Below are 16,516 nucleotides of genomic sequence, written 5' to 3'. Positions count from 1 at the left end.
CGTCGAGGGGGGCATCACAGGGGTTCCAGGCCGCACCAGCCGGCGATGAACAGCGCCAGCACGCGGGTCACGTCGCGCAGGCTGTCCAGCGACACCGACTCGTCGATGCCGTGGATGCGCGTCGCTTCCGGCCCGTAGCAGGTGGCGGGGGTATCGCCGTACAGCGCGAAGAAGCGGGCGTCGGTGGTGCAGGTCAGCGCCACCCGCTCCGGCTCGTCGCCGCGCACCGCGCGGTGGCTGTCGGCCAGCATCGTCACCAGCGGGTGGTTCGGGTCGATGTCGCAGCCGGCGGCCTGAAAGCCGTTCCAGCGCAGGTCCACCCCGACGCCGGCCAGCGCCGGGTCGGCGCGGCGGGCCTGCTCGACCGCCGCCGTCACCTCGGCGCGGATCGCCTGCGGCTCCTGGCCGGGGAAGAAGCCGAGCCGCAGGTCGAGCGTGCAGCGCGTCGGCACCGACGACGGCCATTCGCCGCCCTCGATCCGGCCGAGGTTGATGTTGACCGGGTGGGCGTGGCCGCAGAAGGCCGGGTGGCGGCAGGACGGCTCGTTCCAGCGCACCTCCAGCGCCTTCAGGTGGGCGGCCAGCGCGTAGGCCGCCTCGATGGCGTTGGTGCCGGCGGCGGTGTCGAGCACATGGGCCGGCGTGCCGGTGACCACCAGCGTCACCCACATCACCCCGACCTGGGCGATGGAGATGGAGTGGTTGAACGGCTCCGGGATCACGGCGGCGTCGGCGCGGTAACCGCGGTGCAGGCAGGCCAGCGCGCCGTTGCCGGTGCATTCCTCTTCGATCACCGACTGGAGAAAGACGGGGGCGGCCGGCCGGTAGCCCAGGCGGCGCAGGGCGGCGAAGGCGGCGGTATAGGCGGCGATGCCGGCCTTCATGTCGCCGGCGCCGCGGCCATAGAGCCGGCCGTCGGCGATCCGCGGTTCGAAGGGCGGGGTGGTCCACAGCTCGGCCGGGCCGGCAGGCACCACGTCGATGTGGCCGTTCAGGATCAGCGAGCGGCCCTTGGCCTCGCGCGGCGTGTGGACGCCGACGACGTTCTCGCGGCCGGCGTAGGCGCCGGGGAGCACGGGCGGCGAGAAGCCGGGCAGCGTCGAGATCGCCGCCTCGTCCACCTCGAAGCGGTCGACGGCCAAGCCGAGATCGGCGAAGCGGCCGGCCATCAGCGCCTGCGCCCCGGCCTCTCCCCCCAGCAGGGAGGGCTGGCGGACCAAGTCGGAGAGCAGCGCCACGCAGTCGCCCTGCTCGGCGTCGGCGGCGTCGAGGATGGCGGCGCGCAGGCCGGGGTCTGGCAACGCCTGCTCGAGATGGTTGGGGGCAAGACGGTCAGGGTTGTGTGACGCGGCTGTTTCTCGTGTCATTCCTGATCCTCTTCGCCGCTGCGGAACGCCCGCGCGGTCTTGCGCAAAAGATGGAGCGGATGAGTCGCGGCCATCCGCAATGGATATGACCGTCCTATCGGCTGGTTGTGTTCGATCGGGTGCGGCGTTGTTTGGAAGCCGCCATGAATTGATTAGGCGGTGTCGGAAGGCCACGACGCAAATAAGCATTTTTCATTGCGCCCATGAGTTTGATTTATGCCGCAGTTGCTCACAGCGCGTTCATGTGCGTAGAATTTGAGCGGCCGGGCGGTTGCCCCGGAAAAAGGCAGCGCAGCGAGAGGGCGGGCGGTGAACGAAACCGAGGCGGAACGGCAGGCTTTGGCCCGTCTGGGCCAGCAACTGGACTGGAACCTGCTGCGCACCTTCATGGTGATCGTGCAGGAAGGCAGCATCACCCGCGCCGCCGTCCGCCTGTTTTTGACGCAGCCGGCGGTCAGCCTCGCGCTGAAGCGGCTGGAGGAGCAGCTGGGCCGGCCGCTGGTCGACCGCAGCCCCGGCCGCTTCGTCGTCACCGCGGCGGGCGAGCAGGTCTATGACGAGGCGGTGTCGATCCATGGCACGGTGTCGCGCCTGGGCGCCCTGGTGCGCGACGCCAAGGACGGCGTCAGCGGTCATGTCCACATCCTGATGACCAGCCGCATCCAGACCGCGCTGTTCGACCGCTCGCTGCGCGAGTTCCATCGGCTCTACCCGCAGGTGACCTTCCGCATCGACGTGATGGCCTCGGCCGACGCGCACATCGCGTTGCAGCAGCGGGTCGGCGCCATGGCGATCTGCCTGCTGCGCGAACCGATTCCCGGCCTGTCGAGCGTCATCTTCCTGCGCCAGACCTACCGGCTCTATTGCGGGCCCGACTTCCGCCTGTTCGGCCAGAGCGACATCGACATCGCCGAGTTGCGGCACGAGAATTTCGTGTCCTTCACCTCCGACCAGATCGACGGCGCCCTGTCGCCGCTGACCCTGTTCCGCGCGCGGGAGGGCTTTGCCGGCCGGGTCGTCGCCTCCTCGGCCAACCTGGAGGAGGTGCGGCGGATGATCGTCTGCGGCCTCGGCATCGGCCCGCTGCCGGAGCACATCGCCGCCCGCGACGTGGAGGACGGGCTGTTGTGGGAGTTGCCGCCCTACGAGGGCGTCGCCCCGGTCAACATCCACCTGATCTGGAACGAGCAGGCGAAGATGAACCGGGCCGAACGCGCCTTCCTGGAGTATCTGCAGGCCGCGGTCGCTACCGCCCCGGCGCGGGAACTGGCGGGGGCGCCGCAATCGGCGCCCCGATCGTTGGGGAGCGTTCGCGCAGAAGCGTGATGAAGGCCCGCAGTCCCGCCGGCACATGGCGGTGCCCGGGATAATAGAGGCCGAGGGTCGCGAAGGGCGGCGTCCAATCCTCCAGCATCCGGATCAGTCGGCCGGCCGCCAAGTCCTGAGCCACCATCGGTTCGGCGAGCATGGCGAGGCCCGCGCCGTCCAGCACAGCCTCCAGCATCAGGCGGGAGCTGTCGAGCGTCAGCACGCCCGGCACGTCGATGCGCAGTTCCTCGCCCTGCCTTGCGAACTCCCATGTGTAGAGGCGGCCGCTCGGCATGCGGCGGCGGATGCAGATGTGGGTGTGCAGGTCGGCGGGCGTGGTGGGAAGCGGGTGTCGGGCGAGATAGCCCGGTGACCCGACCACGGCGAAACGTTGCGGCGGACCGAAGGGGACGGCGATCATGTCCTGGGGCACGGTGTCGGTCAGCCGGATGCCGGCGTCGAAACCCTCCGCGACGATGTCGACCAGTCGCCCTTCGGTGACCAGATCGATCCGCATGTCGGGATGGCGGCGCAGGAACTCCAGCACCACCGGACGCAGGATTTGCCGCGCGGCCTCCTCCGAGCTGTTGAGGCGCAGCGTTCCGGCGGGCCGGTCGCGCCGATCGTTCGCTGCGGTCATCGCCTCGTCGATCGCGCGCAGGGCCGGGCGGATGCGGGCCAGGAATTGCTCGCCGGCGTCGGTCAGCGCCACGCTGCGCGTGGTGCGGTGGAACAGCCGTGTGCCCAGCCGCCGTTCCAGCGCCGCGATGGCGTGGCTCAACGCCGAGGTCGACAGACCGAGGTCCAACGCGGCGCGGCGGAAGCTGCGATGCTCAGCCACCGCTGCGACGGCGTGCAGTTCGACCAGTCCGCTCCGGTTCATCGGCCACCGGTCATTGTTCGATTTTCCGCATCATCACATCCAGGATCATCCCGCTTATCGGGCCAATCCCAAGGCACTACGTTCCGGGTCGCGGGTCAAGCGCCCGTTCTCACGACCGAAGGAACACCAACACCATGCGCAAGACCGTACTCATCACCGGTTGCTCGTCGGGCATCGGCCGGGCCACCGCTTTGCGGTTTGCGCGGCAGGGCTGGAACGTCGTCGCCACCATGCGGCGGCCGGAACCTCTGCCGACGCCTGTGGAAGAGTCCGGCGGTGACATCCTGGTCACGCGGCTCGACGTGCAGGACCGCGCCAGCATCGCCGAGGCCGTCAGTGTCGGGCTGGGGCGGTTCGGGCGGATCGACGCGCTGGTCAACAACGCCGGCTTTGGCCATTTCGGCCTGTTCGAGGCGGCACCGCGCGAGACCATGCTGGAACAATTCGATGTCAATGTCTTCGGCGTGATGGACGTCACCCGGGCGCTGTTGCCGCAGTTCCGCGCCAACCGGGCGGGGGTCATCGTCAATGTCGGGTCGGGGGCCGGACTGTTCACCTTGCCGATGCTGTCGCTCTATTGCGCCAGCAAATTCGCGCTGGAGGGTTTTTCGGAGGCGCTGTCCTACGAGTTGGCCTCGCAGGGGATCGCGGTGAAGCTGGTCGAACCGCATGGCGGCGTTTCCGCCACCCGCTTCGGCGAACGGAGCGCGGAGGAGCACCGGGCAGACGCCGAACTGGCCGATTACGACGGCTTCGTCGCCCGCACCCGCGACGCCTTCGGCCGCATGGTGTCGGCGACGACGATGGATTCCGACGATGTCGCCCGCGTGGTGTTCGAGGCGGTGACCGACGGCACCGACCAACTGCGCTATCTGGTCGGCGACGACGCCCGCGGCTTCATCAAGGCGCGGCGCACCCTGCCGGAGGCGGAGTATGTCGCTTTCATGCGCTCCTGGTTCCGCCCTTGACCGGTCAGTGCATCTCTTCCAGCCGCAGCGGCGTGGCGACCAGCAGGCGGAAGCGGCCGCGGCCGGTCTTCTCGATGCGCAGGGCGCCGCAGCGGTCGGCCAGCCGCCGTTGCAGCAGGATCAGCCGCGCTTCCAGATTCTCGGCGAAGTCGGGCAACGGAATGTCGGGGGCCAGCCGCAGCTCGCGGTTGGTGAAGTCGACGCGGCCGAGCGACGTGTGGTCACGCACCAGCTTCCACAGGATGGCGCCGGCCACCCCCTTGATCAGATAGTCGTGGTCGAGGAAGACGCTGTCGTCGGTGGCATAGTGGCGCACGGTGACCGGCGCGCCGTGCGGGCAGCCGGTGAGACGGATGTCGGCCGGTGCGGCGGCGGGTCGGGCCGGTTCCTCCGCCTCCGCCGCGTGGGGCGCCGGCAGGCCGCGCATCAGCGCGCCGATCTGGGCGGCGACCGTCACCAGCGCGTCCTCGTCGTCGTAGGTGAAGCGCATCTCGCGCGGGCTCTCGACGAACAGGATGCCGGCCAGTTGCTCGTCCGGGAGGCCGGGCTCGTGGCTCAGGATCGGCACCGCGAGTTGGCTGTGCGGGCGCTCCAGGCCGGGGAAGGGGATCTCGCGCGCCAGCCCCGGATCATCGGCGGTCGCGTCGCGCATGGCGAGGCTGTAGGCGACGTCGGTCGTCATGTGGGTGATGCGGATCGGCACCCGCTCGCGCGCCGCCACCCCGATCACACCGTCGCCGGGCGCCACCTCCCAGCCGATGCCGGAGCCGCGGCCGCTGCCCTCGTAGCCCAGCGCCGCCACGGTGAACAGCCGGCCGGTCGCCGCGTCGGGCAGCAGGATCAGCGCGTGCTCCACCCCGAACAGATCACGCAAGGCCGCCATGGCGCGGTCGAGCAGTTCCGCCAGATCGGCGCAGCCGCGCAAGCCCTCGCAGGCGCGGCGGGCGGCCGACAGCAGGCTGCGCGGGCGCACCGGGGCGGGCAGCGAGCGGCCGGGCACCGATTCGATCGCGACGACGCGGAACAGGTCGGCGCCGCGCAGCCGGAACACCTCCGCCATCCCGACATGGGAGGCGATGCCCGACAGCTTCGCCTTCATGCTCTCGAACAGCGGCCCCGCCGTCTCGGTCCGCAGGTAGCTCAGCCGCAGCCGGTACTGCGCGCCGGTCGGCGGGTCGATGACCTGCAGCAGCGCGTCCGGGTTGTCCAGGATGTTGGCGCGGGTCTTGTTGAAGAACTGGTAGGACAGGGCGATGTGGTCGGGGTCGACGTAATGGACCTGCGACAGCAGCGACACGTTCGGCGTGCCGTCGGGCGCCACCGTGGCGATGGTCGCCGGGATCACCCCTTCCAGGCAGGCGCGGATGGCGTCGAGCGTCAGCCGGTCGCAGGGCGGCGGGAGGTCGGTGGGCGTGGCGCGGCCGGACGCGCCCGGATCGGTGCTCATGGCGGCACCCGTGTCGACAGGGGCGCGCCGGCGTTGGGGCCGGGCGTCTGGTCGAAGACGGCGCCGGGGCGCAGATGCAGCGCCACGAGGTCGGCCGGGTCGTGCGCGCACACCGTGCGGACGAAAGGCTCGGTGAAGCCGATGCCAACCAGTTCGGCGACGAAGAGATCGGTGTGGTGGGCGGGGAGGGCGGCCTCATCCGCGGTCGGCGTTGCCACCACCGCGGTGTCGCCCTTCACCTGGATCGAGCGGTGGGTGCTGGGTTCGGAAATGACGACGGCGAGGCGCCCGGTCTCGGCGACGGCGGCGACCAGCGCCGCGTTGGCCCGGCCGTCGACCAGCACGGTCAGCCGCGCCCCGTCGGCCGAGGCCCGCGCGCCCAGCGCCCGCCCGACGCAGGGGCGGTTCGCCCGGTCGCTGGAGGCGACGCTGACGCTGACCCTGCGGGCCAGGAAGGCGATCGTCGCGTCGCCCAACCCGCCACCCGGCTGAAGACCCGCTGCCGCCACGTCCGTCATCCCGCGCTGCTGTTGCGGCCCCAGGATAGCAAGCGGAGCGGGCCGGCGGCAAACCAACGGACGGGCGTCATCCGTTCGCCCGACGCGGTCACGCGCCCGGCGCCACGACGAAGCAGGCCATGCCCATGGTGACGAGGCCGCTGCACGCGCTGGCGGCGTCCTGCTGCGACAGGCCGGACAGGCGGGCGCGGTAGAGCGGCCCGGTCTGGGTGTCGACCGCCTGGACGACGCGCTGGGTGCGCGACAGCATGCCGGGCATCGAGCTGCGGGCGCGGTCGATCACCCGCGAGCTGTCGTCGGCCGAGCGGAAGGCGCCCAACTGCACCGTCCACACACCGCTGGAGCCGCCGCCCATCGCCACTCCGGAAGCGATACCGGCCGACGCCACCAGCCGCGGCGCCGGGGATTCCGACGTCGAGGTGTCGGGCGCCACCACCCGGACGGCCGGCGCGGGAGCCGGGGCCGGCGTCGGCGCGGGAGACGGCAGGGCCGCGACGCTGATCGGCGCCCGGTTCTGCACCCGGGCAGCCGGCGGCTCGTAGGATGGGGCGGTGTAGGAGGGCGCCGTGTAGGACGGAGTCGGCCGGGAGGAGGCGTAGGCCGAGCCGTAATCGGGCGGCGAGTCGGAGGACGGGGCGCTGACCAGCACGATGTCGGCGCCGTTGGGCGCCGGGGTGCGGTTCAGCCGCGGTCCGACCGAGGCGATGTAGCGCTTGGTCTCGCCCGGCAGGTTGCGCTTGCCGGCCAGATAGTCGCCGTAACAGCCCGGACCGCAATTGTAGGCGCCGAGGAAGCCGGGGGCGCCGAACAAATTGTACATCTCGCGCAGATAGGCGGTGCCGGCGATGATGTTGTCGTGCGGATCGTAGGGATCGGAGCCGAGATTGTGCTTGCGCCGCATCTCGTCGTAGGTCGCCGGCATCACCTGCATCAGGCCCATGGCGCCGGCCTTGCTGACGATCGGCTGGCCGTTGACGGTGGTGCGCCCGCCGCTTTCCTGGCGGATCACCTCGCGGATCCACAACTCCGGCATGTCGAACCGCTTCGACGCCTCGGCGACATGGGCGTCGATTTCCGCCGGGGACGCGGTTCGGTGCGACCCGCCGCCGCTGGCGCAGGCGCTCAGCAGGGCGGTCAGGGCGGCACAGGTCAGCAACGGCTTGAGGCGACGCACGGAACCCCCGGTCATCGTTCGATTCTGCTTTTGGATAAGTCCGAATTGGAGGTAGCGACCTTTGCACATTCCGGCTTCGCCGTAAACCGTCCCGGCTGTGATCTTCGACGCGGCCGGAGGACGCGGAGGGGGGAGGGCGCCGGAGTCCTTCGGTCGGCCAAGCGACCGGATGGGCATCTGCCGTCCGGTGCGGCCCCTAGGATTCCCGGTCCTCAGCTTTCCCGGTCATCGTCCGGATCGCGACGGGTTGCCAGTTCGCGCAACAGCCGTTCCTTGGCGGTCTTCCGGCTGGGCCGCCCGGCCCCCCGGCCGAACAGTCCGCCCAGCAATCCGGTGGGCCGCGGCTGGTCATCCGGCTCCTCGGTCGCTTGGGTCCGCTCCGCCTCCCGCCGGGCCAGCATCGCCGCCCGTTCGGCCAGCGGCGTGCGCAGGCGGGGCGGCAATGCCCGGAAGGCGATGTTCGCCCGCTCCAGGTCGGCCACCGATTCGGTGGAGCGGGCGATGCGCAGCGCGACGCGGAACAGGTCGAGCCGCCAGGCATCCTCCGGCGCGTGGGGAAGGGTCTCCGCCGCCGCCAGCAGGGTGTCCAGGCCCTTGCCGGTCAGGCCGCCGGATGACGTGTCGCTGTGTCGGTCCCGTCCCATGCCGCTTTCGTCGCTGTCGCGCTGAAGGCGGACTGTAGGACGGCTGGACCGGATTTGTCTGCCCCCATGCGGAGATCCCACCATTCGGGGGAGGGAAGGGGGCGGGAATGGAGCGCCGATCGCCCCGAAGCGGGACGAGACCCTCCCCACTGTGGGGGAGGGCCGTCACCGTCACCCCGCCGCCTGCGCCACGGTCAGGCCCAGGCGCTTGGCGACGCCCTCGCCATAGGCCGGGTCGGCGGCCAGGAAATGCTTCAGCTGGCGCTGCTGGATGAACAGTGGGGCCTTGGCCAGCGAGCCGGCGATGTTGTCCATCAGCCGGTCCTGCGCCTCGGTGCCGATCAGGCGGAACAGGGCTCCGGCCTGGGCGTAGTCGTCGTTGCCGGCGCGGTGGTCGTAGTGGGCGGCGTCGCCGCTGATGCGCAGCGGCGGTTCGGAGGCGACGCCGGTCTGGGCCGGGCCGCCGAAGCTGTTCGGCTCGTAGTTCGGCCGGCCGCCGCCGTTGCCGTCGGTGCGCATCGCGCCGTCGCGCTGGTAGTTGTGGACCGGGCAGCCCTTGGGCGTGTTCACCGGGATGTGCGCGTAGTTGCCGCCCAGCCTGTAGCGGTGGGCGTCGGCGTAGGCGAACAGGCGGCCCTGCAGCATCTTGTCCGGGCTGAAGGAGACACCGGGCACCACGCTGGCCGGGCTGAAGGCGGCCTGCTCGGTTTCCGCGAAGAAGTTCTCCGGATTGCGGTTCAGCACCAGCTCGCCGATCTCGATCAGCGGGTAGTCGGCGTGCGGCCACACCTTGGTCAGGTCGAACGGGTTGATGCGGTAGCTGTCGGCCTCGGCCTCCGGCATGATCTGGACGGAGACGGTCCAGGCCGGGAAGTCGCCGTCCTCGATGGCGGCGTAGAGGTCGCGGGTCGCGTGGTCGGGGTCGATGCCGGCCATCGCCGTGGCCTGCTCGGCGGTCAGGTTCTGGATGCCCTGGCGGGTCTTGAAGTGGTACTTGACCCAGACGCGTTCGTTCGCCGCGTTGATCCACGAGAAGGTGTGGCTGCTGAAGCCGTCCATGTGGCGGTAGCCGCGCGGGGTGCCGCGGTCGCTGAACAGGATGGTCAGCTGGTGCATGGTCTCCGGCGACAGCGAGAAGAAGTCCCACATCGCCGTGGGATCCTTCAGGTTGGTGGCCGGGTTGCGCTTTTGCGTGTGGATGAAGTCGGGGAACTTCAGCGGATCGCGCAGGAAGAAGACCGGCGTGTTGTTGCCGACCAGATCGTAATTGCCCTCTTCCGTGTAGAACTTCACGGCGAAGCCGCGCGGGTCGCGGTCGGCGTCGGCCGAGCCCTTTTCGCCGCCGACGGTGGAAAAGCGCAGGAAGACGCCGGTCTCCTTGCCCACCGATGACAGGAAGGCCGCCTTGGTCCAGGCGGTGACGTCGCGGGTGACGCGGAAGGTGCCGTAGGCGCCGGCGCCCTTGGCGTGGACGACGCGCTCCGGAATGCGTTCGCGGTTGAAGTGGGCCAGCTTCTCGATCAGGTGGAAATCCTGCAGCAGCAGCGGCCCGCGCGGACCGGCGCTCAGCGAATTCTGGTTGTCGGGAACCGGCTGGCCGAAGCTGGTGGTCAGGGTGGTCATCGGATCGTCCTTGCTGAAGGCGGTTGGCGAATGGCGCTTGCCACGGGCTGCGTCATTGTTTCGCCTTGGTTATCCGGCGTCTTGAACGATATATCCAAGACATTGAAGAAAACGAACCAATAGGCAGCGCCTATGAATATCGCCGGCCTTTCCCTGCGCGACCTGGAATACGCGGTGGCGGTCGCCGAGCTACGGCACTTCGGCAAGGCGGCGGAGCGCTGTGCCGTCAGCCAGCCGTCGCTGAGCGCCCAGATCCGCAAGCTGGAGGAGCAGCTCGGCGTCGCGCTGTTCGAGCGGACCAGCCGCAAGGTGCTGCTGACCCCGGCCGGCGAGGCGATCGTCGCCCAGGCCCGCGTGGTGCTGGACGAGGCGCGGCGCCTGCTGACGCTGGCCGACGGGTCGGACGGCGGCCTGAGCGGGCGGCTGCGGCTGGCGGCGATCCACACGCTGGGTCCCTACCTGTTCCCGCACATCCTGCCGCCGCTGCGCGCGGCGTGGCCCGACCTGACGCTGATCCTGTCGGAGGGTCGCACCGACGACCTGCTGGAGGAGCTGCGCGATGGCCGGCTGGACGCGGTGCTGCTGGCGCTGCCGGTCGAGGTCGACGGCCTGCACGCCGAGCCGTTGTTCTTCGAACCCTTCCTGCTCGCCCATCCGGCCGGGCACCGGCTCTGCGCCCTGCCCAGACCGGCGCTGGGCGATCTCGACGCCAGCGAGCTTCTGTTGCTGGAGGAGGGGCATTGCCTGCGCGACCAGGCGCTGGCCGCCTGCGGCCTGACCGCGCGCGGCGGCGGCGTCCACGCCACCGGACTGGAGACGCTGCGCCACATGGTGGCGGCCGGGGCCGGCTGCACCCTGATGCCGCTGCTGGCGACCCGCGGCCTGGACGGCGGCGTGGCCAGCGTCGGCGGTCTGGTGGGGTACCGCGACTTCGCCGACACCGCCACCGGAGGGCCGCCGGGCCGGGTGATCGGTCTGGTCCGGCGCGCCGGCGACCCGCGGGCCCGCGGCCTGGACGAACTGGCCGACCGGCTGCGCCGCGCCGCCCCCGCCGGGACGAAAACTCTGTCGTCCGGAAAGGATGGTTCCCAGGGGTAAGGAACAAGCGCCCATCGGCCGGGTTGAAGGCTGGCACCGTGCTCCTCACTGTCTTGAGCCGGTGCGGTTCCTTTACGGTGGAGAGCAGGGCGACCATGGCGAATATCCTGAGGCAGGCGACGCGGCTCGGCGAAGGAATGCCCTTTCCGCTGGGGGCGACGTGGGACGGGCTGGGTGTCAACTTCGCCTTGTTTTCGGCCAACGCCACCAAGGTCGAGCTGTGCCTGTTCGACGAGAGCGGCGAGGAGGAGCTGGAGCGCATCGAGCTTCCCGAATTCACCAACGAGATCTGGCACGGCTACCTGCCCGACGCCCGCCCCGGCCTGCTCTACGGCTACCGGGTCCATGGCCCGTACGAGCCGGAGAACGGGCACCGCTTCAACCCGCACAAGCTGCTGCTCGACCCCTACGCCAAGGAGCTGGTCGGCGAGATCCGCTGGAACCCGGCCCATTTCGGCTATGTGATGGAATCGGGCGACGACCTGACCTTCGACAAGCGCGACAGCGCGCCCTTCATGCCGAAATGCAAGGTGATCGACCCCGCCTTCACCTGGGGCCGCGACCACAAGCCGGGCACCGCCTGGGACCGCACCATCTTTTATGAAACCCACGTCAAGGGCTTCACCCGGCTGCACCCGGCGGTGCCCGACACGCTGCGCGGCACCTACGGCGGGCTGGCGGTGAAGGAGGTGGTCGACTACGTCAAGAGCCTGGGCGTCACTGCGGTGGAGCTGTTGCCGGTCCACGCCTTCGTCCAAGACCAGCATCTGGTCGACAAGGGGCTGGCCAACTACTGGGGCTACAACAGCATCGGCTTCTTCGCGCCGGAGCCGCGCTACGCCGCGTCGGGCAACGCCATCAAGGAATTCAAGGAGATGGTGGCCCATCTCCACAATGGTGGGCTGGAGGTGGTCCTCGACGTCGTCTACAACCACACGGCGGAAGGGAACGAGCGCGGGCCGACCCTGTCCTTCAAGGGGATCGACAACGCCTCCTACTACCGGCTGATCCCGGACCAGCAGCGCTATTACATCAACGAAACCGGCACCGGCAACACCGTCAACCTCAGCCATCCGCGCGTGCTGCAGATGGTGACGGACAGCTTGCGCTACTGGGCGACGGAGATGCACGTCGACGGTTTCCGCTTCGACCTCGCGACGATCCTGGGCCGCGAGCCCTACGGCTTCGACGAGGGCGGCGGCTTCCTCGACAGCTGCCTGCAGGACCCGATCCTCAACAGCCTGAAGCTGATCGCCGAGCCGTGGGACTGCGGCCCCGGCGGCTATCAGGTCGGCAACTTCCCGCCGGGCTGGGCGGAGTGGAACGACAAGTTCCGCGACACCGCCCGCGCCTTCTGGAAGGGCGACGAGGGCAAGCTGCCGGAGGTGGCACCGCGCCTGTGCGGCTCGGCCGACGTCTTCAACAAGCGCGGGCGCAAGCCGTGGGCCAGCGTCAACTTCATCACCGCGCACGACGGCTACACGCTGAACGACCTCGTTTCCTACAATGACAAGCACAACGAGGCGAACGGCGAGGACAACAACGACGGCCACTCGCACAACCTGTCCTGGAACCATGGGGTGGAGGGGCCGACCGACGACCCCGAGATCCGGGAGCTGCGCGAACGGCAGAAGCGCAACATGCTGGCCACCCTGCTGCTGTCGCAGGGCACGCCGATGCTGCTGGCCGGCGACGAGTTCGGCAACACCCAGCACGGCAACAACAACGCCTACTGCCAGGACAACGAGACGGCGTGGCTGAACTGGGACAGCATCGACGAGGATGGGCAGGCGCTGATCGAGTTCGTCCGCCGGGTCGTCGCGGTGCGCCAGTCCTTCCCGATGCTGCGGCGCGGGCGTTTCCTGTCGGGCGAGTACAACGCCGAGTTCGACATCAAGGACGTGACCTGGCTGACCCCCGCCGGCGACGAGATGGACGAGAGCCACTGGCACGACGGCAACGCCCGCTGCATGGGCATGCTGCTGGACGGCCGTGCCCAGGCCACCGGCATCAAGCGGCCGGCGATGGACGCCACGCTGCTGCTGGTCATCAACGCCCACCACGACGTGGTCGGCTTCACCCTGCCCGAGGTGACGGGCGGCAGCGTCTGGCGCTGTCTGGTCGACACCAACCTGCCGGACCCCGACGAGGCGCCGCGCGTCGACACCGGCGACAGCTACATGGTGACCGGCCGTTCGCTGCTGCTGCTGGCGCTGGAGCCGGAAGGCAAGCCGTCCTTCGCCCTGCGCCGCGCCGCCCGTGCCCTGCGCAACGTCGCTGAATCGCCGACCCCGGTGTCGTTCGGGGAAGGCGCATCGGACGCGGAGAAGCCTGCGGTTCCAGTCGAAGCCAGCGAGCCGGAGGCGGAGGAGGTTGGGCCGGACGCCGCCCCCGAGGTGGTGGAGGCGATCCCGGCGGCGCGGGTGTCCAAGCCGGCCGGGAAGACATCGTCATGAAGCTGTTCGAGTGCCAGAACTGCCACCAGCCGCTCTATTTCGAGAACACCCGGTGCGAGCGTTGCGGCTTTCGGCTCGGCTATCTGCCGGACATCGGCACGCTGTCGGCGCTGAACCCGACCGACCATGACGAGGTGTGGAGCGCGCTCGCCACCGACGAGCCGCTCTACAAGTTCTGTGCGAACGCCGACCTGGACGCCTGCAATTGGATGCTGCCGGCCGATTCGGCGGACACCCACTGCGTCGCCTGCCGGCACAACCATATCATCCCCGACCTGTCGGACACCGCCAACCTGACGCTGTGGCGCCGGATGGAGCTGGCCAAGCACCATCTGTTCTACACGCTGACCAACCTGAAGCTGCCGCTGCAGACCCGGATCGAGAACCCGGAGGAGGGGCTGGCCTTCGACTTCCTGTCCGACACGGTTGGGCCCGACGGCGCGGTCACGCCGGTCTTGACCGGCCACGCCAACGGGCTGATCACCATCAACGTCGCCGAGGCCGACGACGCCGAGCGCGAGAAGCGGCGCGCGGTGATGGGGGAGCCCTACCGCACGCTGCTCGGTCATTTCCGGCACGAGATCGGCCATTACGTCTGGGACCGGCTGGTCCGTGACGACCCGGCGGTGCTGGAGCGCTTCCGCGCCCTGTTCGGCGACGAACGCGGGGATTACGGCGAGGCGCTGCAACGCCATTACGCCAACGGGGCACCGCCCGACTGGCAGGCGAACTTCGTCAGCGCCTACGCCACCGCCCACCCGTGGGAGGATTTCGCCGAGACCTGGGCGCATTACCTGCACATCATCGACACGCTGGAAACCGCCCGCGCCTTCGGCCTGCGGATCCGTCCGCGCATCAGCGAAGGCGCCGAGTTGGAGGCGGAGGTCGACTTCAACCCGCACAAGGCCAAGCGGATCGAGGATCTGATCGAGGCGTGGCTGCCCCTGACCTACGCGGTGAACAGCCTGAACCGCAGCATGGGGCAGCCCGACCTCTACCCCTTCATCCTGTCGGCGACGGTGATCGGAAAGCTGGGCTTCATGAACCGGCTGGTTCGCGCGCTGTAGCGCGCCGTCAGTGGGAGGGCGCCGTGTGCACCGGCGCGTCGGCGACGGTCGGCGACCAGCGCACCGCGCGGTTGCGGCCCTCGCGCTTGGCCTTGTAGAGCGCGGCGTCGGCGTGGCGCAGCACCGCCGCCATGTCGGTGCCGTCCTCCGGCCACGCGGCGATGCCGATCGAACAGCCGACCCGCAGGCTCTGGCTGCCAAACGACACCGGCTCGTTGACGGCGGCAATGATGCGGGCCGCCAGTTCGGCGCTGTCCGGGCCGGGATGGCTGGCGCGGCAGGGCAGGATGGCGGCGAACTCGTCGTCGCCCAGCCGGGCGATGACGTCGTCGTTGCGGACGATGGCGGCCAGCCGGCGGCCGACCTGCCGCAGCACCGCGTCGCTGGCGTCGTGGCCCAGCCGGTCGTTGACCGGCTTGCGGCCGTCGAGGTCGATGCACATCACCGTGGCGGACCCATCGCCGCCGGTGAACGCCTCGACATACTGTTCGAAATAACGGCGGTTGGGCAGGGCGGTCAGCCGGTCCTCATAGGCGATGTCCTCCAGCCGCATCAGGGCGGCGTCCTTGTTGGTCAGGCTGATCAGGTCGCGCAGCGACACCGACAGCCGGCGGATCTCCGCCGCGCCGCCGACCTCGGGGATCACCACGCCGCGCTCGCCATGGCGCAGCCGTTCGGCGGCGTCGGCGATGGCGGTCAGTGGCCGGGCGATGCGGCCGGCGGCGAACCAGCCGATCACGCTGAACAGCAGGGCCAGCACGAGGCCGGCACCGAGGATCTTCAGGCGCAGCCGGTTGGTTTCGGCATAGAGGACGTCGGCCGGCTGGCGGGCGACCACCGTCCAGCCCAGCCCGGCGTAATCATGCAGCCCCTTGCCGTGCGCCACCCCGGTCACGTAGGTGACGCCGTCGGGCCAGACGTCGCGGCTCCAGCCGTCGCGCAGCGTCGCCGTCACCGTCGGCACCGGCAGCGGCTTGCCGGGGGTGGGGTCGGGGCCGATCAGCACGGTGCCGTCGGCCGACAGGATGTAGAGGGTCAGCCCCTTGCGGTCGTGCAGCGGTTCGATCAACTGGCGGATCGCGCCCTGCGCCCAGTCCCAACTGTAATGCGCCGCCAGCACGCCGATGGGGGTGCCGTCCGCCTTCTGCAGCGGGGCCGACACGTCGACGAATTTCGGCGTCTCGCCCGGCAGATGCGGCACCTTGCCCCGCAGCGCCACCGCCTCGTGCACGTCGCCGACGAACAGGCTCTTCATGCCCTCCTGGTGCACCGGCCGGCTGCCGATGTCGGCGCCCATCAGCAACCCGTTCGAGGCGGCGACCACGCGGCCGGTCGCGTCGGTCATGCCGATCCAGGCGATGGTCGGGTCGCGGCGCTTCAACTCGTCGATGGTCGACTGCGCCACTGCCGGGTCCTTCAGCGCCTCGATGCGCGACAGCGCCGCGATCTGGTTGGCGCGCGCCCACATCGTCGAATCGAGCTGCCGGGCCAACGACTGGGCCAGCCCGGTCATCGAGCTGCCGATCTCGGCCGCCAGCGCGTCGGCGGCGCCATTGCCGATGAACAGCCCCTTCGCCAGGGTGGAGCACAACACCAGCACCGCCAGGGTGATGGCGACCGTCATCCTCAGGCCAAGGGGCTGGGTGGGCCGGTACGAGTCGCCGTTTCGCTGCGCAGGTCGGATCATGCAGGGGACCTTTCGACGGCGGGCCGGTGCTGCGACGGACGAACGATGCCGCAGGGGATTGGGCACGCATCCATCATCCCGCTCCAATCGAACGGGTCAAGCATATCCCATTAAGAGTCTGCACAATGTTCCCGCGAGCAGGAATCCGTCCTTGACATCCAAGGGTCGCGGCGCGCTGGAAAAGTTGGCGGAGCTGACTTTCAGCGTATTGCGTAAAAAGAGAAAGGCCGCTAGCTATACAGCCGCGGCCTGAGTCTAGGGAGGAAACGCCTGAAA

The 16,516-nt window shown here is 69.8% G+C and carries 13 protein-coding genes; 5 read left to right on the top strand and 8 right to left on the bottom strand.

The window, feature by feature from the left end:
• Positions 1-14: 14 nt before the first annotated feature.
• Entirely contained in the window at positions 15-1,367 is a 1,353-nt protein-coding gene (locus TSO352_RS08025; RefSeq protein WP_109106829.1) for an ArgE/DapE family deacylase, read from the bottom strand.
• Positions 1,368-1,676: 309 nt separating this feature from the next.
• Here TSO352_RS08025 and TSO352_RS08020 point away from each other — a divergent pair, with 309 nt between their 5' ends.
• On the top strand, positions 1,677-2,693 hold the full coding sequence (locus tag TSO352_RS08020) for a LysR family transcriptional regulator (RefSeq protein ID WP_109106828.1): 1,017 nt from the start codon (positions 1,677-1,679) through the stop codon (positions 2,691-2,693).
• On the opposite strand, the gene TSO352_RS08015 is transcribed toward TSO352_RS08020, so the two are convergent.
• Positions 2,614-3,558, bottom strand: a complete 945-nt coding sequence (locus tag TSO352_RS08015; RefSeq protein WP_109106827.1) for a LysR family transcriptional regulator — start codon at positions 3,556-3,558, stop codon at positions 2,614-2,616. The two genes, TSO352_RS08020 and TSO352_RS08015, sit on opposite strands and share 80 nt — an antisense overlap.
• A 134-nt stretch (positions 3,559-3,692) precedes the next feature.
• On the opposite strand from TSO352_RS08015, the gene TSO352_RS08010 reads away from it, so the two are divergent.
• Positions 3,693-4,526 (top strand): SDR family oxidoreductase, encoded by an 834-nt coding sequence (locus TSO352_RS08010; RefSeq protein WP_109106826.1) that lies wholly within the window; start codon positions 3,693-3,695, stop codon positions 4,524-4,526.
• A gap of 4 nt (positions 4,527-4,530) precedes the next feature.
• Here TSO352_RS08010 and TSO352_RS08005 read toward each other — a convergent pair whose 3' ends face one another.
• The 5 genes from TSO352_RS08005 to TSO352_RS07985 form a co-directional block, all read right to left on the bottom strand.
• On the bottom strand, positions 4,531-5,973 hold the full coding sequence (locus tag TSO352_RS08005) for a GAF domain-containing protein (protein ID WP_109106825.1): 1,443 nt from the start codon (positions 5,971-5,973) through the stop codon (positions 4,531-4,533).
• Positions 5,970-6,482, bottom strand: a complete 513-nt coding sequence (locus tag TSO352_RS08000; RefSeq protein WP_247871973.1) for a hypothetical protein — start codon at positions 6,480-6,482, stop codon at positions 5,970-5,972. Before TSO352_RS08000 ends, TSO352_RS08005 begins: the two co-directional genes overlap by 4 nt.
• A gap of 97 nt (positions 6,483-6,579) precedes the next feature.
• Positions 6,580-7,680, bottom strand: a complete 1,101-nt coding sequence (locus TSO352_RS07995; protein ID WP_109106823.1) for a lytic transglycosylase domain-containing protein — start codon at positions 7,678-7,680, stop codon at positions 6,580-6,582.
• Between the two features lie 197 nt (positions 7,681-7,877).
• Complete coding sequence (locus TSO352_RS07990; protein ID WP_109106822.1) at positions 7,878-8,309, bottom strand: hypothetical protein; 432 nt, start codon at positions 8,307-8,309, stop codon at positions 7,878-7,880.
• A gap of 171 nt (positions 8,310-8,480) precedes the next feature.
• Positions 8,481-9,932: a catalase gene (locus TSO352_RS07985; protein ID WP_109106821.1), complete on the bottom strand. Its 1,452-nt coding sequence runs from the start codon at positions 9,930-9,932 to the stop codon at positions 8,481-8,483.
• A gap of 132 nt (positions 9,933-10,064) precedes the next feature.
• Between TSO352_RS07985 and TSO352_RS07980 the strand changes: the two genes are divergently transcribed.
• From TSO352_RS07980 to TSO352_RS07970, 3 genes are all read left to right on the top strand, one after another.
• Positions 10,065-11,030, top strand: coding sequence for a LysR substrate-binding domain-containing protein (locus TSO352_RS07980; RefSeq protein ID WP_109106820.1), 966 nt, complete (start codon positions 10,065-10,067; stop codon positions 11,028-11,030).
• Positions 11,031-11,125: 95 nt separating this feature from the next.
• A complete protein-coding gene (gene glgX, locus TSO352_RS07975; RefSeq protein ID WP_247871972.1) occupies positions 11,126-13,486 on the top strand; it encodes a glycogen debranching protein GlgX in 2,361 nt (786 codons plus the stop codon).
• On the top strand, positions 13,483-14,553 hold the full coding sequence (locus TSO352_RS07970) for a putative zinc-binding peptidase (RefSeq protein WP_109106819.1): 1,071 nt from the start codon (positions 13,483-13,485) through the stop codon (positions 14,551-14,553). The genes glgX and TSO352_RS07970 overlap by 4 nt, the downstream gene beginning before the upstream one ends.
• A 7-nt stretch (positions 14,554-14,560) precedes the next feature.
• Here the strand turns inward: TSO352_RS07970 and TSO352_RS07965 are convergent, their stop codons facing one another.
• Positions 14,561-16,177, bottom strand: a complete 1,617-nt coding sequence (locus TSO352_RS07965; protein ID WP_158284549.1) for a sensor domain-containing diguanylate cyclase — start codon at positions 16,175-16,177, stop codon at positions 14,561-14,563.
• Positions 16,178-16,516: the final 339 nt, after the last annotated feature.

Source organism: Azospirillum sp. TSO35-2, assembly GCF_003116095.1.
GTDB lineage: Bacteria > Pseudomonadota > Alphaproteobacteria > Azospirillales > Azospirillaceae > Azospirillum.
Note: the sequence above shows the minus strand (reverse complement) of the source record. Positions and strands in the feature narration are given on the sequence as shown.